This is a genomic window from Sulfitobacter geojensis (genome assembly GCF_000622325.1).
GTDB classification, from domain to species: Bacteria; Pseudomonadota; Alphaproteobacteria; order Rhodobacterales; family Rhodobacteraceae; genus Sulfitobacter; species Sulfitobacter geojensis.
The window spans coordinates 44,739-67,373 of the sequence record NZ_JASE01000001.1 but is presented as its reverse complement, the minus strand read 5'-3'; the positions used below and the strand labels follow the sequence as shown (position 1 = coordinate 67,373).

The window sequence follows — 22,635 nt, the reverse complement described above, 5'->3', positions numbered from 1 at the left end:
CGTCACCACCTTGGCAATACCGTTTTTTACATTGGCCAAATCACTTTTCCCACAGGTCCCGCTAAAGGAAAATGTGGTTCCACTTCGCCAGTTCACACACCTGTGACCTCCTTGCAGCAACAGGTCTTTAAATTGAGGGGGAATTTGGAGTGCAACGTTTCATTGAATAAAAATTTCTGTTTTAACAGAGTCAGTAAAGCTGCGGGGGTGCGGCTGTGCCAGAATACCGGGTGCCAGCTTTCCGCAGATAGTGATTTTTTGCCCCTGGGGCGTGTACTGGTAGGCTCCCGATGATGCGGACATTGTTGAACCGGCATATCTTGGTCATGGCATTGACTATGGTATTGATGCTCTTTTCGACGCTCCCCTCTCAGGCGACTGATTTCACGCGCAACGTTCCAGGAACCAGCCTTCGGTTGCCCGACGAATATCCGCAGGCGGGTGGTGTCGCGATTGTTTTGGTTGGGGCAAACGGCAACGCGTATTACCAGTTTTCCAATCCTGCCGGTGCATTTCGCGGGTTCCAGTACAACGGGACGCCCACTGAATTTCGGGGCAACCCCTTTACGATCAACAACCCCATTAACCTTGATTGCGGGTTCTCTCTCTGTTCGACCTACTTTGGCGGCGCGATCACAAATATCTATATCCGCTTTTCCGCTTACGATGGCGACACGCAAGTAAACGGTTTCGATGAAGACGACATCACACTACGTATCAACGGCTTTACTGTCGGTAACTGGTCGGACGTCCAGACCGAGATCACGGACACAAGCGGCGTTAACTCAAGCGGGTTTGTTCAGGGTTTCGGCAACAATACCTTCAACACCGGCTGGTTCAGCTCAACCAATCCGGCGCTTTTGTCGAATATCCTTTCAACAGGCAGCACGGTTTCGCAGGTTTTTGATTCCGACCCCAACGACAACTATTGGGATTTCCGGCGCGGCAGCAATCTGACCAACAACAACATCGTTACGGTTGCGCCAGGTTATACCATCGAAAAATCGGCAAATGTGAGCGATTTCACATCCGTCGGGCAAACGGTGACCTACAGCTATATTGTCACAAACATCGGCTCCGTGCCGATCCGCCAGCTGGCTGTCACTGATGATAAAATCGCATCTGTATCCTGCGACAAGACCGAGATTCTGGATACCGAGCAAGGGGGCACCGCCGATTTCGCGACCTGTACTGCGACGTACCAGATCACGCAGGAAGACTACGATGCAGGTGAGGTGACGAATGTCGCACAAGCGGTCGGTGTTCCTGACTTTGGTAATCTGGGCACGCTGACGGATACGCTGACCATTGAAGGGCCGGACGCAACGCCCGTTCTGTTCGTAGAAAAAACCAGCACGCTGTCCGCGTTCGGAGAAGCTGGCACAGATGTGCCTTACAGCTTTCTGATCCGCAACGACGGAGATGTGACGCTGAGCAATTTCACAGTGAGCGATACGCTTATTCCCGGCCTAACCTGCAACGTGCCAGACCTCGAACCGAATGATGATTTCACCTGTACCGGCAGCTACCGTGTTACGCAGACGGACGTGAACAGCTTTGCGGCCGACCCCGCAAACGAGCTTGAGAACACTGTTACCGTCAGCGCGGATACCCCGCGCGACGGCCGCTTGACGGAGTCTGATAGCGTCTCCTTGCCGGGACCTACGGTGAACCTTGATCTGGAGCTGACCAAGACTGCGGTTGAATCAACATACGACGAAGTCGGTGATGTCCTTAATTACCGGATCGTTCTGCGCAACGCGGGCAATGTGACTTTCCCCGCGGCGCCTGCGGTTTCGGACCCGCTGGCTGGAACTGTGACCTGTCCAACCGGTCCGATTGCGCCGGGTAACAGTGTGACCTGTACGGCCAGCTATGCGATTTTGCAGGGCGACATCGACAGTGGCTCGGTTGAGAATACCGCAGAAGCGACGATCACGGTCGGCCCCAACAGCGACACCGAGGAAGATACCGCCGAAGTCACCGCCACGCGCAGTGTCGGTCTGACATTGGACAAAACACTCGACAGCACATCACCTGCGCAGTTCAGCGCGACGGGTATCGCGCTTGAGTATGACTATCTGCTGACCAACACAGGTAATGTCGCACTTGAGAGCGTGAGCGTCACCGACGACAAGGTAACGGTTAACTGTCCCGCACCAACGCTGGCCCCCATGACCAGCATGACCTGTAGCTCGACTGTCTATTCCACCATTCAACCCGATTTGGACAGCGGTGGCGTGACCAACATTGCGACGGCGAATGCGGTTGAGGCTGGTGGATCGAATGCTGCCGTCACCTCCAACACCGATCAGGTGACTGTGCCTGCCGTACAGAACCCTGTTCTTGAGCTGACCAAGACCGCACCTGTTGTGGCGCCCGGCGACTTCACCGTTGGGCAAAGCGTGACCTATACGTTTGCGGTTCGCAACGCGGGTAACGTGCTAATCGACACCAATATCGGCGTGACCGAGATCGAGATTACGGATGACAAGATCGGGACGTTTACTTGCTTCCCCGCTCCGCTGACGGTCGGGCAGACGCAGACATGTACGCGTCCATACATACTGACCGATGACGATGTGGATGCGGGTTTTGTGGTGAACGTGGCCACCGCTTCAGCCGGTGCAACGGAATCGCCGCAGGTCAACGCGATTATCGCGCCCACGTTTAATCCTGCGATCTCTCTTTCAAAGACAACCAGCACCGCATCTGTTGACGGGCTTGACGATACCATCAATTACACCTTCGAGATCGAAAATACCGGCGATGCACGTATCGTTGAGCCGATCGTGATCAACGATCCTCTGCTCAGCGCGCCACCGGTGTGCAACCAGCCCGCTGACTTTGATCCGGGGCAAAGCTTTACCTGTACCGGTGTGCGTAACAACACGGCAAACGGCATCACCCAGGCAGAGCTTGACAGCGGCAGTGTCGATAACAGCGCGACGGCAAGCTTTGACTTTGTATCAAATGGCGTGACCAGCACAGTGACGTCGAACGAAAGCAGCGCATCCGTGCCTGTGACCGCGATCCCGAATGTCGAGCTGTCCAAGACCGGCCCTGCAACCTACAGCGCGCTTGACGAAGAGCTGAGCTATACCTTCACGGTCAGCAACCCTGCGCCGGGCAATGTCACGCTGCGCAGTGTAACGGTAACGGATCCGCTGATCCCCGATCTGAACTGTGTGCTGACAGACATCGCGCCGGGCACATCGCAAAGCTGTATCGGCACCTACGAGGTCACACAGGCCAACATTGACGACGAGACCTTTACCAATACTGCCACGGTACAGGCACAGCCCGCGCAAGGCGCGCAGCAGACCGACACCGATGATCACCGCGCCGATCTGGCGGCGGGGGCAGGGACCAAGACTGCAACTTTGGATAAACAGGCCAGCATCACGTCTTTCTCCGCCATTGACGAGCAGATCACATATGTGATGGAGGTCGAGAACACAGGCACCCAGACGCTGACCAATCTGACCGTCACCGACATTCTGGATGCAAGTTTTTCCTGTACGATTGCGACCTTGGCCCCCGACGCAATCGACCGGAGTTGTCAGTTTGAATACACGATTTCACAGGCTGATATCGATCGCGGGCAAGTCGATAACAGAGCGACGCTGTCGTCGCCCGAAATCGACACCCAGATTGATGATGAAACAGTCTTGGGCGAGGAACGTCTGGCGACCTATACATTCGATAAAACAGCGCCTGCGGGTTTCACCGCTGCTAATCAGCCGATCGATTTTGTCTTTGTCATCGAAAACACAGGTAACGTGACGCTGACCAATGTGAGCATCACTGATCCGTTTTTTGGGACACCCTATACCTGTACTATCCCGAGCATTCTTCCGGGTGTCACGGATCGCAGCTGTACGGCGCAATATACCACGATGCAGGAAGACGTGAACAGCGGCAGCATTACCAATACTGCGACCGTCACCGTTGATGCGCCTGCCGGTGTTACCGATCCGGCCGATCAAACCGATACAGTGGTTATTCAGGGTCCGGCAGAAAACGCCGCCGTTGTCATCACCAAGGCCAGCACCGACGGTATCTTTACGTCTGCCAGAGACAGCGAAGTGTTCACGTTCAGCGTGCGCAATACAGGCAACGTCACCCTGACGGGGCTGACAGTCAACGATAGCGATCTTGGATTTACATGCGCCCTTGACGATCTGTTGCCCGGCGCAGAAGCGACCACATGCGCAGGGGGCGCACCGGCGTTGCAGGCGACAAAGGTGTTTGACCAGACGAACGTCGATCTGGGCAGCTATACCAATAATGTCACCGTCGAAGGCAGCTCGCTCGGGCTTGGCACGCCGGTAAGCGACAGTGACACGGTTACGGTGCAAGGTCCCGCACAGGTGCCTGCCTTGGAGATCGACAAGACAACAACCCTCACCGGAACATTTGATACGCTGAACCAGCAGATCTCCTATAACTACCGGGTGTTTAACCGTGGCAATATCACGCTGACCTCGCAAATCACGGTTGATGATAACCTGATTGCCAACGTGACCTGCCCGCAACCGCCAGCAGCAGGCATTCCGCCGGGTGATTTCATTGATTGTACCGCGACAGCAAACATTACCCAGCCGAACCTTGATGCGGGTTTTGTCGAAAACATCGCAACCGCCAGCGTCACCCAAACCGTCATCCCGCAAGGGCAGGGTGGTGCCACGCAGGTAACGGTCACTTCGCCGTCCGATACAGTACGTATCGAAGCCGACCAGTTGCCGCGCCTGCAAATCGACAAGCGGGTCAAGACCGGTTCGGCAGCGAGCTATTCTGCCGTTGGTGATCCCGTGACCTTTGAATATGTCGTCACCAACATCGGTAACGTCACCACCACCGCGCCGATTACAATTGATGATGACAAGATTGCAGGCACGCTGACCTGCACCACGGCACCGCTCGCCCCCTTGGGACAGGTCACCTGTGAGCAGGTCTATAACGCTGACCAGACCGCATTGAACGACGGATCTGTGACCAACATCGCAACTGCCGACACGCTGTTCGATGGCGCTGCGGTACAATCATTGCCCGACAGCGTGACGATCAACGCAGTTCAGGATCCATCGCTCGCCATTCAGAAAACCTTTACCGGAACGAATAACCCCAACGCTTTCGATGTGGGCGACCAGCTGAGCTATTCCATCGTGGTGACAAACGACGGTAACGTGACGATTGACGGGCCGATTACGCTGGATGACAACCTTATTGAATTCCCCGCAGGCTTTAGCTGCGGCACGCTGACAAACAACCAGCTTCAGCCGAATGAAACGCTGACGTGTACCGCCACGCATACGGTTTCCCAGAACGATCTTGACCTCGGATCGTCGACAAACGTTGTTTCTGCCACCGGTAGCTTTGATGACCGGCCCGTGCTGTCGCCAAGTGATAACGCCATTTATCCGGTTGATGCCTCCCCCAGCCTGTCGCTCGAGAAACTGGCACTGCCAGTAACAGGCGGTTTGATGATGGTCGGCGACATTGTCGAATATCAGTATATCGTGCGCAACACCGGTAACGTCGGTCTGATTGAGGCCATTACTATTCAGGATGACAAGCTGGGCACCCTTGATTGTAAGCCAGAGGCGAGTGGAACCGTCCCGCCGCTTTCGACCTCCGGCGCGAATGCGAGCTACTCATGCATCCACCCATACGAGCTGACACAGGCTGATGTAGATGCAGGCTTTGTGACCAACAACGCGACGGGGCGGACGGTCTACGCAAGTGCCGGTTCATCCCCGACAAACGTGGTATCACCAAACGCCGATGCCACCGTCACCATCACCGAAACACCAGAGCTTACCTTGGTCAAAGATCTGGTGACAGCGCTGCCTGACGGTGCAGCGGCTGACCAGATCCTGACCTTCAGCATGACGGCCACCAACAGCGGCAACCAGACGTTGCGCGGTGTCACCATAACCGATCCGCTGATCCCTGATTTGACCTGTACCGTGACGCCCGGCGGGGCTGCTGCACCTGCGAACGTGGTTCTTTTGCCCGGTGACGCGCTTGTCTGTACCGGTGACTATCAGGTGTCGCAGGCAGATGTTGACGCGCAAACTTTCAGCAACACGGCTGCGGCATCAGGAACTGACCCCAACGGTGTCACGCGGGGTGACGAAGCCACTGAAACTGTTGTGATCGAAGATCCACAGCCCGCCATGGTCGTTGAAAAGCGCACATTGCGTCCCACCGGCCCTGACAGTGATTTCTCGGCCGTGGGTGAGACGGTTGAATTTGCTGTTTCTGTCACCAATACCGGTAACATCACGTTGCAAAGCGTTGTCGTTACGGACGAGCGTGATGTGCTTCCTGCAAGCTGTACCGTTGGTCCGATCGCCCCCGGCATCACCGTTGACACCTGCCGCTTTTCTTACGTGGTTGAGCAGGCGGATATCGACGCCATCAACACAGGTGGCGGGGAAATTTTTGGCGGTTTCCTGAACGTGGCGAACGCAACTGCCACACCAATCAATCCGACCCTTCCTGACTTTACCGAAAGCGGCGAAGTATTTGTCCGCGGCCCCGACCGCGAGCCCGGCATGCGCCTGACCAAAACGGCGGATCTGACCCAGATCAACACCGCGGGTCAGACGGTCACCTATACCTACCGTATCGTGAACAGCGGCAACGTCACGCTGACCGAGACACCTCAGATTGACGACGACAAGATCGGCCAGTTTGCCTGTGCGCCATTCCCCACCGGTGGCTTGCTGCCATCCGAAAGCTACATCTGTCGCCAGCCCTACGAAGTTCTTCAGGCCGACCTTGATGCAGGCGGTGTTACAAACATTGCCGTTGCCACCAGCAGTGAAGTTGACCCCGCGCCCGAGCATACCGCAGAGCTGACCGTGCCCATCGGCGGCGACCCCGCGCTCAGCATCGTCAAAACACCATCCGCCACGCAGGGCGTGACAGCTGGCGAAATCGTAACCTATGAGTATGTGGTCACGAACAACGGCAACTTCACCCTGACTGATGTCACGCTTGTGGACAGCCATCTGTCGGCGTCCGGTACAACATTGCTGACCTATGACAGTGAAACGCTGACGCGCGATATCAACACAACCGGCACCTCACCGGACAATGCAGGCCCCGGCATCTGGGGCACGCTTGCGCCGGGTGATGAAGTGACCTTTACCGCGCAATATGAAGTGACCCAAGCCGATGTGGATGCGGCCTTTACCCTTGTGAACAGCGTCACGGCCACGGCCACAGCGCCTGCCGGACTGGACGATCCGTCTGCACAGGACAACGCGTCTGTTGCGGTAATTCCCCGCGATCCATCACTGACCGTCAGCAAGACCGTGAACACCGACAACATCACAAGCCCTGCCGTTGTCGGCCAGCAAGTGCCCTTTACCATCACTGTCGTTAACGACGGTAACCAGACCCTTTCTGCACCAACGCTGGATGATACCTTTGTTGACGCGCTTAATCAGCCGCTTGATCTGACCCTCGATCCGACGTTGACGTCGGGCGATGCCGATAACGACGGTCTGCTGGATGTAGGTGAGACATGGATCTATTCCGCGCGGTATGACCTCACACAACAGGCCATTGATGCGGGTGGCTTCGACAATACTGTGACCGCTGTGGCGGAAGATCAGGAAGGGCTGCCTGTTTCAGGCACCGACAGCTCCGAAGATGTTGTTCTGAACGACCTGCCGATGATCGCCGTGGTCAAAACGGCGGCGATTGACGATGGTGGTGACGGAAGCCTCGATGTCGGGGACACGATTACATACACATATGTCGTTTCGAACACCGGCAACGTCACTGTCCTGGATATCACGCTTGCGGAAACCGGTTTCGACGGCACAGGCACCCCCCCCTCACCACTGTTGAGCGCTGGCGGTAGTGCCATCGGTGGCAATGCCTCTTTGCCTGACCTTCCTGTTGGCAGCGGCACCATCACATATACAGCCACATACGGTGTGACGCAGGAAGATCTGGATGCAGGAACCATCTCCAACCAGGCTGTCGCTAATGGTGTCAGCCCGTCGGGTGATCCGGCCGAAGACACATCTGACGACAACAGCAACCTGCCCAACGCGAGCGACCCGACAGTAACGGCTCTGCCGACCACTGCGTCGATGGTCGTGGAAAAACGCGCCGATACCAACAGCCTGCAAAGTCCGCCTATGGTGGGCGATCCGGTACGATTTACGATCACCGTCAGCAATACCGGCAACCTGACGCTGATGGCGCCCGTTCTGACAGATACATTGCGCGATGCAGATGGCCTTCCGTTGGCACTTGATCAGGCACCGCAGTTGACCGGCGGCGACGTGAACAGCAACGGTTCCCTCGATGTTGGCGAAACATGGAGCTATCAGGCGCGTTTTGATCTGACCCAGCAGGCGATTGATGCTGAAGGGATCAGCAACTCGGTCCGTGCTGTGGCAACTGATCTGGCAGGAAACACCGTCAACGACACCAGCGACGATGATGCAGGTGCCAGCGATTCCAGCGGCGATGGCAATGCAGAAAACGATCCGACCGCAGTGCCGATCACCGGCGCGCCCGGTATCGCGCTGCTGAAAACCGCGACCCTGAATGATGGCGGTGATGGATCGGTCGATGTGAACGACACGATCACTTACGTCTATACCGTCAGCAACACCGGCACTCAGACGCTGTTTGATGTAACCATCGCTGAGACCAGCTTTAGCGGCACCGGCACTGCACCTGTTCCCGCTTATGTGAGCGGTGGTGCAAATCTGGGTGGTTCGGCGAGCGTTCTTGACCTGCCCGCAGGCGATACACCGATGGTTTTCAACGCGACATACCGCCTGACACAAGAAGACATCGACGAAGGTATCGTGACCAATCAGGCCACGGCAAATGCCCGCGACACGGACGGCACCGCGGTCAGCGATGCCTCTGATCCCGCCGATACGGCAGGGGACGCACCGACAGATATTACGCTGACCCGCGTGCCGGCATTGCAAACAGTCAAGGTTGCGACACCGCGTTTGAACAATCCGCCGCGTGTCGGCGACACAATTGACTACCGCATCACCGTGGCAAACATCGGCAACGTGACCCTGACGGCTCCGACGCTTGACGACCAGTTGACCGATGCGGCCAGTAATCCGCTCGATCTGACCAGCGGTCCCACCTTTGATGGCGGTGACAGCAACGGCGATGGTGAACTCGATGTTGGCGAGACATGGATTTACAGCGCCCGCTTTGTTCTGACGCAGCCCGCCATTGATGCCGGTGGCGTGTCCAATACTGTAACGGCAACTGCAAATGACCCCGAAGGGGATGCCGTTCAGGATGTCTCCAGCACGTCAGACGCAAATCCGGCGGCAAATGATCCGACAGATACGCCGATTGCGCGCACGCCTCTGATCGGTCTGGTCAAGACTGCCGCGCTGGATCTGGGACCGGACGGTATCGTCGGTGAAGGCGACCGGATCACTTATACCTTCACGCTAAGCAATCTGGGCAACGTGACCGCCTATGATATCGCGCTGAGCGAAACCAACTTCAGCGGCACAGCGGCGCTTCCTGCGCCCACCCTGATAAGCGGCGGCGCAGCTGTTGGCAGAGGTGCTGCAACCGATTTGCCGGTGGGCAGCACGCCGATGGTCTTTGAATCTGTCTATGTGATGACGCAGGCTGATGTGGATGCAGGCCAGATTACAAACGAAGCGCTGGCCAGCGGTGCGACCCTTGACGGAACACCTATCAGCGATGCTTCGGATGATGCGACACCGGGCCCGAATGCAAATGACCCGACGCTGGTTCAACTGCCGCGCGATCCGGGCCTCAAGGTGGTGAAAACCGCGATTACCAGCGGGCTGTCCACTCCCGCAGCCGCCGGCGATCAGATCACGTTTGTGATTACCGCTCAAAACACCGGCAACGTATCGCTGCGCGATGTCGTGCTGAGCGATACTTTCACGCGGCGGGATGGCACAGTTCTAAGCCTGTCACCCGCGCTGAGTGGCGGTGACGGCGGCACGTCCGGCGTGCTGGATGTCGGCGAGACATGGGAATACCGCGCGACATACGCTCTGCTGCAAGAGGACATTGATGCGGGCGGCGTGCGCAACACGGCCGAGGTCAGCGCCACCGCGCTAGGCGGATTCAACGTATCTGACGATTCTGATGACGGCATCCCGGGCGATGGAAACACCGAGAACGACCCGACCGAAGTGAATGTATCCGGCGCACCGGCAATCACGACGACCAAACAGATCGGGGCAGGGGCCGTGCTGCCCTTCACGGCTGTCGATCAGCTTATCCCGTTCGAATTTATCGTAACCAATACCGGCACCCTCACCCTGACTGCCCCGGTGACCATTGATGATCCGCTGATCGCGGCGCAGGGCCTGGGCGGCGTGGCCTGTCCCGCACCGCCACTGGCACCGGGTGCATCCATCACCTGTACCGGCAACTATGCGATTGAGCAGGGCGATCTTGATCTTGGCTCATTCGAAAACTCTGCGACCGCTTCTGTTACGCAGCCGCTTGTCCCCGCCAACCCCGGTGATCCGACAACGCAAACCGTGACAACCGATCCTTCCGGCGTGATTATTGATGCAACGCAGTCACCGGTTCTTGTGGCGACCAAGGCAATCGCGCCTGCCTCGGCCACAAACTTTGCTGCTGTCGGTGACGAGATCACGTATCTGTTTACCGTAACAAACACCGGGAACGTCACAGCACCCGGTGCCGTAACCATCAATGACGATCAGATCGGCGCGGGCCTTCCCTGTGATACAGGCCCGGTGGCACCCGGCGATACGGTATCCTGTACCCACACATGGACGGCGGAACAGAGTGACATTGACGCAGGGTCGGTGGTTAACATTGCGACTGCGCAAACCGTCATCGACGGCGCTGATGTTATCTCCGAAGAAGTTACGGCGACCGTTCCTGCGGTCCAGATGCCTGCGCTTTTGTTTGAGAAAAACCTCACAAACGCCCAGCCTGACACATTTGATACCGGTACGGTTCTCACCTACGAATTCATTCTCACAAACGATGGTAATGTGACTGTCGATGGTCCGATCACGATCAACGATTCGCTTTCGGCTGACGCAAGCTGTCCTGCGCTGACAGACGGGCGGCTTCTGCCCGGTGCATCGGTTACCTGTTCGGGCACCTATACGTTGCTTGCCGGTGATCTGGAGCTTGGCTCGACCACAAACACTGCCACGGCGAGTGGTTTCATCGGTACGGAGCCGATTGAGTCGCCCGGTGATAGCGCTCTTTACCCCGTAGGGGCGGCACCGGCGATCAGCCTGATAAAGAACTCTGACCCCAGCGACGTGAGCTTTGCCGAAGTGGATGATGTGATCCGCTATAGCTTCACCGTTTCAAACACGTCCCTCGTGGGTCTGACCGAGAATATTTTAATTGACGACAATCGCATTGGCGAACCTTTCGTGTGTTATGATGCGGCGACCGAAGGCGTCTTTGGCGTCGGAGAGAGCTTCACCTGTTTCCGGGATTATCTTGTCACGCAAGATGATCTTGATCTGGGCTCTGTGACCAATGAAGCGCTGGCCACCACGACCTTTGCGCCCGGCACACCGAATGAAACTGCCATTGTATCAGAGGCCGCGACCAAAGTCGTAGAAGGCGAAACGAACCCCGGCATCGAGCTGGAAAAAGTGATTGTCGGCTCACCTGCCCCGGCAGAAGCGGGCGATACCCTGACATACCGGATCACGGCAACGAACACGGGCAACCAGACCTTGTTGGCGGTCAGCATCACGGACCCGATGGTGCCTACGCTAACCTGTACTGTCGATGATGTTGCTGCTGATCCCACCGTCACGCTCGCGCCTGATGAAGCATTGATTTGTGAAGGCACCTATGTCGTGCTTCAGGAAGATGTGGATGCACAGTCCCTCATCAACGAAGCAAGTGTGATGGGACAAAGCCCGCAGGGTGAGGATATTACTGATACGGCCGAAGTGCCCGCACAGATTGCGGCACCGAGACCCGAACTGGAAGTCGAAAAAGCTGTTGAACCAGTGCTGTCGGCCAACCAGCCCGCGTTCAGTCGTGAGGGCGATGTTGTCCAGTTCCGCCTGACTGCGCGCAATAAAGGCAATGTAACGCTGAACAATGTCACGCTTGAGGACGAACGCACGACAACACCTGCAAGCTGTACAATCCCGTCACTGGCACCCGAGCAAGAAAACGCCAGCTGTATCGTCTCTTACGTTGTCACCCAGCAGGACGTTGATGCCGTGAACGGCAGCGCCCCTGTTTATGGCGGCTTCCTCAACCGTGCGACCGGCACCGGAACGGCCAACACACCGGGCCAGGAAACCACCTCTACCGATGACGAATTATTTGTCCGCGGTCCCGATCATGCGCCTGCCTTCAGCCTGCTGAAAACGGCAGATGTGTCGCAAGTCACCGAAGCGGGAGAGACGATCACCTACACCTATGTGGTGACCAACAGCGGCAACATCACCCTGACGGCACAGCCGCAGGTGACGGACGATAAAATTGCCAATGTGAACTGTGCGCCGATCCCGGGCGCGGGCCTTGCCCCCGGCGATACGCTGCAATGTTCCGCCGCTTACGAAGTGACCATCGAAGACCTTGATGCCGGCGGTATCACAAACATTGCGCGAGTCAGCTCTGCTGAGGTGCCCCTGCCTGCCACACCGGGCGACGAAACCGACAGCGTCACCGTCGAGGCGATCTCCGATCCGCAACTGTTGATGGTCAAGACACCCAACGCGACCAGCGATCTGACTGTGGATCAGGTGGTCACCTATACTTACACCGTCACCAACGCGGGCAACGTGTCCCTTAACGACGTGACCCTTGATGACCAGCATACCTCGGCTGCGGGAACTGTCTCGCTTGATGTGGCGGGCGATACTTTGGTGACCGATGATGGTCCGCAAGGCGACAGCTCTGACAGCGGCGCGAATGGCACATGGGACAGGCTCGCCCCCGGTGATATCGTCAGCTTTACGGCGCTTTATACTGTCACGCAGGATGACATCGATGCAGGTGCACCGATTACCAACACTGCAACCGTAAGCGCGACCTTGCCCGGCACGCCGACCCCCATCACGATTAGTGCGACACGTTCCGTCACACCCGAAGAGGGCGCACCATCGCTGGAAACGATCAAGACGGTCGATCTGAGCGGGACTTCAACGCCGCCAGTTGCCGGGGAAACCCTGACGTATACCATTACGGTTGAAAACACCGGCAACCAGAGCGTGCTGAACCTTGAACTGGATGACACGCTGCGCCGTCTTGACGATACGATCATCGCGCTTTCGGGCTCGCCACAGCTGACAGGTGGTGACGCGGGTGAAGCCGGTGTGCTGGATGTTGAAGAGATCTGGACCTACCGTGCGACCCACATCCTGACCCAGCAGGACATCGACGCAGGTGGTGTCAGCAACCAGGCCACCGCGAGCGGGATCACTGTGGAAGGCGTTGAAGTCTCGGATGCTTCTGATGATGACGTACCGGGCAATGGCGGCGACAATCCCACCGTGACCGTGATCGACCCTATGCCGGGTATCGAGGGTGAAAAGACACTTGTCAGCGGCGCGCCCGAAGTCGGCAGCCGTCTGGAATTCGTAATCGTTGTGCGCAACACCGGTAACGTGACCCTGCAAAGCGTGGGTGTCGCCTCTGACCGCCTCACGCGGTTGGACAACACACCGCTGGCCTTGAACGGCACGCCAACCTTTGCCGGATCAACGCTTGGATCATCCGCCGGAGTGTTGCTGCCAGGCGAAGAAGCCCGCTACCGCGCTTTCTACACGCTGGTTCAGGAAGACATTGATGCAGGCGGTGTTCGCAACAGTGCAACAGTCACAGGCGCGCCACCGGTTGGACCTTCCATCACCGATGTGACCGACAACGGTATCGACAGCGACGGTAACACCGCTGATGACCCGGCGACCTTTATCATCGAACGCGAACCTGAACTGGAACTGACCAAACGTCTGGCGACAGACGGTCCGGCTACATATTCGACAGTTGGTCAGGTGCTTACCTATAACTTTACCGTTCTCAACTCCGGCAACGTCACGCTGCCCGGCCCGATCGTGGTGTCAGATCCGCGTATCACGGATAATGGCGGTTCCGTTGTCTGTGATCCTGTGCCCCTTGGTGGCTTGCGGCCTGACGCCCGTCTGGCCTGTCTTGGCACCTATGCTGTCATCCAGCAGGACATCGACGACGGTCAGATCGTGAACGTCGCGACGGCCACAACCGACGGGACGACCTCTGATCCCGCGACCGAAACGATCCTTGCACAACAGACACCGGCGCTGGCGCTGACCAAAACTCCACAGGACCTTCCACCGGAACAGTTCATCACCGGCGCGCAGGTAACCTATACATACGTCACAACCAACACCGGCAATACCACCATCATGACGCCGATTACGGTCAGCGATAATCTGATCCCGGCAACCGGTATCACCTGCGACGCATTCCCCGATGCAGGTCTGCTGCCGGATGAGACGTTCACCTGTACCGGTGTCTATACAGTGACGGCGACAGACGTCCGTCTGGGCAGCGTGACCAACATCGCAAGCGCGACGGACGGGGCGACCATCACGCCGCTTACATCGGCAACCATTCCGAACGGCGGTATCCCGTCGCTGTCGATTTTGAAGTCCGTGCCAGAAGATACGACCTTTACCGAACTGGGCGAGACGCTGACCTTCTCCTTTGACGTGACCAACGACGGCAAACGCGCCTTCGCGGCACCGGTGACTGTGTCAGATACGCTTATCGGCCAGATCGAATGCTTCACGCCAACGGTGGACGACCCCGATTTGATCCCCGGTGAAATGGTCACCTGTACGGCCGACTATCCCGTAACGCAGGTAGATCTGGACCGCGGCAATGTCCTGAACGAAGCTTTCGCCCAAACCGTATTCGGTGCTGACGACACGCAGGTTTTCTCACCGCCAAGCAATGTGACCGTGATCGCAGACATCACCTCCGAAATCTCGCTCGAAAAGACCGCAGCGCCGTTGCCGATTGTCGGACCGGGGCAGGAGCTGACCTATACGCTAACGGCGACAAACACCGGCAAACAGACCCTGCGCAATGTGGTGATCCGCGATGACATGCTTGAAGATTTCGAGTGTCAGCAGGACGTCCTTGTGCGTGAAGCACAGCTGATCTGTACCGGCACCGCCATGGTGACACAGGACGATATCGACGCCGGCAGCATCACGAACACCGCCGAGGTAAGCGCCGTGACGCCGCAAGGCGAAGGTGTAGGCACAAGCGAGACACTGGTGATTGAAACGCCAGAGCCTGAACCGTCTGTTGCGCTTTCGAAAACTGCGTCGCCGTCCCCATATGGAGAGCCGGGATCGACGCTGACCTACTTCTTCGAAGTCCGTAACACAGGCAATGTCACGCTGACCGATCTGGTTGTCAGCGACATCATGGACGCGAACTATGCCTGCGAAATCGAAACGCTGGCCCCGAATGGCGTAAACACAGACTGTACGTTTGAGCGTGTGATCACACAGGACGATCAGGACAGTGGCATGCTGGAGAACACGGCTTCGGTCATCGGGGACGCCCCCGGAGAGCTGACAGCCTCGGATGAGGATACGCTTTTGCTGGTCGGTCCCACGACCGAAGGGGCATTGGTTGCGACCAAAACCGTTGAGCAGATCACCCCGGCTCTTGGCGCTGCCGTGCCCTTTACGCTCACCGTTGCAAACACAGGAAATGCCACACTGCGTAACGTGATCATCAATGACGAGATGACCAATCTGGGTGGAGCAGAGATCACGCTGGATGCGCCTTTTGCCCGTATCCCCGAAACGGATATCGGCAATGATGACGTCCTGAGCGTTGGCGAAATCTGGACCTATACCGCGACACGGACGCTGACTGCGGATGATATCAGCACCGGCGGGCTGTCCAATCAGGTGACGGCAGTGGCGCGCGCGCCTTCGGGTAGTCCTGTGCTTGATATGTCGGACAACGGCATTGATGACGACGGGAACACCACCGATGATCCGACAGTCTTTGCAATCGCGCCTCCGGGCACGCCCGCGCTCGAAGTCGTCAAAACCGTATCTTCAGGCGGCACGAATGTGGGTGATCTGGTGGTCTTTACCATTCGCGCCCAGAACACCGGACAGGTGCAGATCAGCAATTTGACCATCATCGACACGATGACGCGTCTGGATGGTGCGTCGGTCACTGCCGAAGTTACCGAAGCTGCTGTGACGAACGTGCTGAACACCAACGAAAGTGCCACATGGCAGGTGACGCATACGCTGACACAGGATGACATAGACGCCGGTGGACTAAGCAACACCGCAACCGTGTCCGGCACAGGTCCACTCGGCCGCTCCGCCTTTGATATCTCGGATAACGGTATTGATGACGACGGCAATGTGACGGACGATCCGACTGTCTTCCTGATCGACGGATCGCCTGCTGATTATTCGATCCTCAAGACGGTCGAAGAAGTCGGCACAATGGTCGGCGAGGAATCAACCTTCCTTGTGACCGTAACCAACACCGGCGGTCAGGCTCTGACGGGGCTGACTTTAACGGATATTCTTACCGATCTGGAGGGCGAGAACCCGCGCACCTTGCCGCTTGTCTACATTGGCACCGACGAAGACCCCACCTTGCCGCGTGGCACGCTGGTGCCCGGTGCGATTGCGACATACCGCGCTACCGTCACGTTGGAACAAAGCGACATTGACGCGGGCGGTTTCAGCAACGTGGTTACCGGTATCGCAACCGGACCGGATGGCGCCCCCATCGAACGGGTGTCCGATGACAACAACGAGGGCAGCGATCCGACCATTGCGGAAATCGAGGCGCTGCCGCGCTTCGAGGTCGTGAAATCCGCTGAGGAAGGTGAAATCCTGTTCCCGACCATTGAGCGGGTCCGCTTTACGATCACTGTGGCCAACACCGGTAATATTACGCAAACCGATATTGTGGTGACAGATGATCTGGAAGCCTTCCTGTCCCCCGCATTGCTCATGTCGGAGACCTATCCGATTGAACTGACCGCAGAAGGTTTTGGCGAAGCAACTGCCAACCCTGCCTTTGACGGTGTGAATGACATCAACCTGTTGGGCGAAGGCGCTGTACTGGCACCGGGCGAGACGGGGACGATCACGATGACGATTGTCTACGCCACAGGCACGGGCCAACCCGGCGCGCCGAACACCGCCGCTGCGGCCTCAGAACAACTGCTTGAACCGGCAGTGGGCGAAGTTGTCGTTCTGACAACGGATACTGACGGAGACGGCATCCCTGACCGGTTGGAATCACCTACAGCAGACAGAGACGGCGACGGTATTCCCGACCGGGAGGATTATGACCCGACAGGTGTGCTTTATTGTGAAAACGATGGTCGCATTCTGATCGGTGGACAGATTTCTGTCTCCGGCAACGGGTTCACGCAAACGGGCGTGGGTACGTCAGGGCCGATTACCGTGGTTCGTGACGGAGGTCAGGGCTCCTATCAATTCTATGCGACTGCTGCTGGCACCTATATCGTCGGCATCACCTATCCAACAACAACGCTACCGTCTCAGGACCGGCTGTCGCTGGGTGATCTGGATCTGTCTTCCTTCCTGCCAGACAATCCCGGTGTGATCGGTGCAGGTCCGGCTGGTGATACCGGTTTACTGACCGACAGCTCCGCGCCTGCCAACCCGTTCTACACCAGCTTTACTGTCGAAGCGGGCGATCCGATTGTCATCAACAACAACATTCCGGTGCGGGATTGTGATCGGATCACAGATGTGAACGCGACCAAGACCGCAGATCGTCAAACAGCGGTCTTTGGTGAAACGGTCAACTTTGTGATGTCCTATAGCAACCAGTCCGAGATCGCGCTGAGCAATGCGCGTTTTGTCGACCAGCTGCCTGCTGGCCTGATCTATACTCCCGGCAGTGCACGCGTTGACGGCGCACCGGTTGAGCCGCTTGCCGATGGCCGCCGCCTTGAATGGCGCGGTGATCTGGGTGCAGTTGAAACAGTCGAGATCCGCATCTCTGCGCGCGTTGTTCGCACGGGACGCTTTGGTGTTATTACAAACCGCACCTTTGTCGAAAACCGCTTTGGCAGACCCGTGTCCAACATCGCAGAGGCTGACGTGAGGATTGATCCCGAACATGTCTTTGACTGCTCCGATGTCATCGGGCGCGTGTTCCATGACCGCAACGGCAACGGGTATCAGGATGGCCCCGGCACCCTGCGCAGTCCGATCATCGAAGACAGCTATCAGGGGAACGGGAAATTCGGCAAACTTGACGACATCCCTGAACCCGATGACAGAAGCGAACCGGGCATCGCTGGCGTACGGCTTGTCACGCCTGACGGTATCCTCATCACCACCGACGAGTTTGGCCGCTACTCCTTGCCGTGTGCCGCGTTGCCGCGCAACATCGGCAGCAACTTCATGCTGAAAGTGGATGAGCGGACGCTGCCAACCGGTTTCCGGATCACCACCGAAAACCCGCGCGTTGTGCGCCTGACTGCCGGTAAGTTCGCCAAGATGAACTTTGGTGCAGAGCAGGGCCAGATAGTCGATATCGATCTGACAGCGCAGGCATTCGCCGCCAATTCCGCACAACCCAAACCGGGGTTGAGCCAGGCAGTCGATAACCTGCTTTCCAGGGTCAAGGACAACGATCCGGTATTGCGCCTGACCTATGCGTTGGCAGCGGGCGAGACACCGACAATGGGCCGCGAACGGCTTCGGGCGATGGAAGCGCTGATCCGTCAGCGTTGGCGTGGCCTTGGGTCAGGTAAGCTTGTCATTGAAAAAACAATTGCGAAGACACGGTAGGGACAGAGCCATGAAGCATATAATGACCTCCCCACGCCGCATGACTCTGGCAAGCGTTTCGCTGCTGGCTCTTGTCGCGGCGACGCAGGCGCAATCGCAGGAAGGCTTTAGTATTGCCATCGACGGCCAGCAGGTTGCGGGCGATCCAAGGTTATCCACCACCAAGGCGCGTGAAGATATCGCCCTGGCCCGCGCGCAGCTTCAGGTGCGTTTCGACGGGCTTGAGGTAAAGCCGCGCCTGACCGCGCTTGTCACCAACGAACGCCCGCCACGCGCAGGCGACAGCGTTACCGTACGCAGCCAGATGAACTATCCCGCCTACGTCACACGCGGCGAAGTACGGGTGACCGATCTTGGTGCACGTGGCGGCCCGCGTGTCCTGAGCCGTACACCTATCGCGCCCAATGGGGATGCGTCTTTTGTGCTGCCCGAAGGGGATAATCTGATCATGACCTATCGGGTCTATGATGCGCAGGGCCGTTTTGACGAAACGGTGCCGCTGCCGCTCCGTCCGGCGGGGCCGGGGTTTGAAGAGACGGATTTCACTGCGCCTCCACCCGAGCTTGGCGTTGATACCGCAGGCATCCGCCGCATTCCTGTCTATGGCGGTGCGGTGACAGTCAGCGGAACGGACGTGAGCGAAGGTGCCGTGGTGAACACATTAGGCGAAGTCGTGCGCCCCGATCCAGGCGGCAGCTTTGTCATTCAACGCATTCTGCCCGCAGGCGATCAGGCTATCGCGGTGCAGGTCAGCGGAGCTGGCGAAGATACCTATATCGAGCGCGACATTCTGATCCCGCGCGCCGAATGGTTCTATACCGCCATTGCAGATGTGACCCTAGGCTACCGCCTTGAAGGTGGTGTGGATGCGCAGGGTGCCGAGTACGACAAGACCTATACCTATGGTCGGCTCGCCGGATACGCCAAGGGCAAGACACAGAACGGCTGGATCCTGACAGGCTCTGTCGATACGGGCGAGGACGAGCTCAAGAACATCTTCCGCGATCTGGATGAGAAAGACCCCGTCAATGTCCTGATCCGCCTCCAGCGCGAGAACGCCTATCCGGTCTACGGCGACGACAGCACGTTCGAAGAAGGTGCCCCGACCGACGGCAAATTCTATGTGCGCGCCGAGCGCAATGGCAGCCACATCATGTGGGGCAATTACCAGTCCCGCATCAACGGCGGATATTACCTGCGCGATGAACGCACGCTTTATGGTGCGCAGGGTGTCTACCGCAGCCCGCAAACGACTACGCGCGGGCAATCACGCGTCTCTGTCGAAGGGTATGCCGCCAATCCCGACCGTTTGCCCGGACGCGACACGTTTATGGGGACCGGCGGATCAGTGTATTTTCTGCAGCGTCAGGACATTGCCGTAGACACAGAACAGTTGTCGATCCAGCTGCGCGACCGGACAACAGGACGGGTGGTTGAAACGCGCCAGCTGACGCCGGGGCTGGATTACCGCATCAACTATATCCAGGGCACGATCATCCTGACTGAACCGCTCAGCGGAACCGCCGCTGCCGGGACCGTCGTCAGCGACCCGGCAGGGGAATACGATGTCGTGCTGGTGGCCAACTATGCCTTCACTCCTCCGGTAGGTGGCATCGACGGCTATACCTACGGCGGTCGCGCCGAGGCATGGGTGACCGACAACCTGCGTCTTGGCTACACTGGCATGGTTGAACAGACCGACATCGCAGACCAGACCGCCCAGTCGGTCGATGTGATGTGGGAATTGAGCGAATGCAGCTTTATCGCGCTGGAATATGCCCAGACGGAAGGGCCGGGATTTGGCTCAAGCTTCTCCAGCGACGGTGGTTTGATCGTCGAGAACCGCGAGACGGCCGGCGTGGTCGACGGTACAGGTGACGGCGTTGCCGCCCGCATGCAAGTTGATCTCGCCGATCTCGGTGTTACCACACCGGGCACAATCGCCGCCTACTTCGAGACGCGCGACGCGGGCTTTTCGACGCTTGATTATCAAACCACTGTTGATGAGGAACTCTGGGGTGTATCCGTCGATATGCAGCCCACAGAGCGGCTGAGCTACCGCGTTTATTACGACAGCTTTGAAGACGAAAATGGCCGGACCGACCGCGAGGGTGGTGCCGAGGTCAGATATGTCGTCTCGGACCGTCTTACGCTTGATTTCGGCGTCGAACATCTGGACCGCAACACGCCGGGCCTTGCGCTGGGAACCACGAACAAAAACGGCAGCCGGACAGACGCTGCCGTCCGCGCGACCTTTACCGAAAGCGAAAATTTCGCGTGGTATGTCTATGGCCAGTCCACTTTGGCACGCTCGGGCGAGCTTGAGAAAAACGACCGTGCAGGGGCTGGTATCCGCTACCGCTTCTCTGAGAACTGGACCTTTGAGGGCGAGATTTCCGACGGCTCGCTGGGCGCTGCTGGTGCGGCTCTGTTCACGTACACATCTGCAGACGATAACTCCGTCTATCTGGGGTATACCCTTGATCCCGGGCGAGAATTCTCTGGTGCGACGCTTGTAGGGCGCGACCGCGGCCAGTTCGTTGCCGGTGGGCGGCGCAGACTTGGCGAAAACGTCGATGTCTATGGGGAAAACACCTATGATATGTTCGGGCGCCACAAATCCCTGACCAGCACCTATGGCGTGGAATACCGCACCACAGAGGCGCTCACCCTGACCGGTAATTTCGAATACGGCACGGTGGAGGCCATCGACGGCACGCTCGACCGAAAGGCGCTGTCATTTGGTGCGCGGTACGAAAACGAGCAGGGGCTGAGCCTGAGTGGCCGTGCCGAAGTCCGCCGTGATCGCGGCGAGACATTGGGCGCCAACCGCGATTCTGACGCCTATCTCTTTGTCGCCAGCGGCCGCTATCTGATCAGCGAAGACCAGCGCCTGCTGTTCTCGGTTGATTACGCGGATACCGATACGGACGGCACCTCGATCACGTCAGGCGAATATATTGATGCGCAGATGGGCTATGCCTACAGGCCTGTGCTGAACGATCGCCTTAACGTGTTGTTCAAGTACCGTTTCCTCAAGGACACCGTAGGCCAGCAGATCGACAGCACGACCGAACGCGGCCCACGTCAGGTGAGCCACGTTCTGTCGCTCGATATGAGCTATGATCTGAACCAGCAATGGACCTTGGGCGCCAAGGTCGGCGGACGCTGGGGCCAATCCAGCCCCGACGAGGATATCCCCTTGGCTGACAACGACGCCTATCTTGGCGTGGTGAACGCGCGGTATCACCTGACGCACAAGTGGGACCTGCTGCTGGAGGGCCGATATCTGCGGGCCACGGATGCAGGAGTGGCCGAATACGGTCTGCTGGGCACCGCCTATCGCCATATCGGCAAGAACGTCAAAGTGGGTGTCGGGTACAACACCGGACGGTTCTCAGACGATCTGACGGACCTGACCTTCGACGACGAAGGTCTCTTTGTGAACGTCATCGCCAAGTTCTAAGGTCACACGCTACGCAAAGGCGGGACCGGGCAGGGGACAGCGGTGTCCTCTAACCCCTATGTGCTACGTCAATCGATTGTGAATACAGCGTAAAGGATCACGCTCTTCGGGAAATGGTTCGCTTTGAAATCAACCGTCACGGTTGGCCGTTCGATTTCACACCCAAAAACCTACACCTACCTCTTGCGAGCCAGTCCAACCAACCGCAAAAACTTTGCGACAGAACCCCTCCCTGCCGTTCGCGGCGGGTTCACACCAATGTCTCCTTACTCAGGACGTATCACAAGACGCTGGAGAACTTATAAACAGATTGACAAATATCGTGTGTTTGTCCAT

Annotated in this window: 2 protein-coding genes; both read left to right on the top strand. The window is 57.8% G+C overall.

Features of this window, described 5'->3' with window-relative positions; all coding sequences use genetic code 11:
• Nucleotides 1-290: 290 nt before the first annotated feature.
• Nucleotides 291-18,833 (top strand): DUF7507 domain-containing protein, encoded by an 18,543-nt coding sequence (locus tag Z947_RS21990; RefSeq protein WP_156026593.1) that lies wholly within the window; start codon nt 291-293, stop codon nt 18,831-18,833.
• A 10-nt stretch (nt 18,834-18,843) separates the two neighbouring features.
• Entirely contained in the window at nt 18,844-22,299 is a 3,456-nt protein-coding gene (locus tag Z947_RS0100215) for a porin family protein (RefSeq protein ID WP_156026592.1), read from the top strand.
• Nucleotides 22,300-22,635 lie beyond the last annotated feature (336 nt).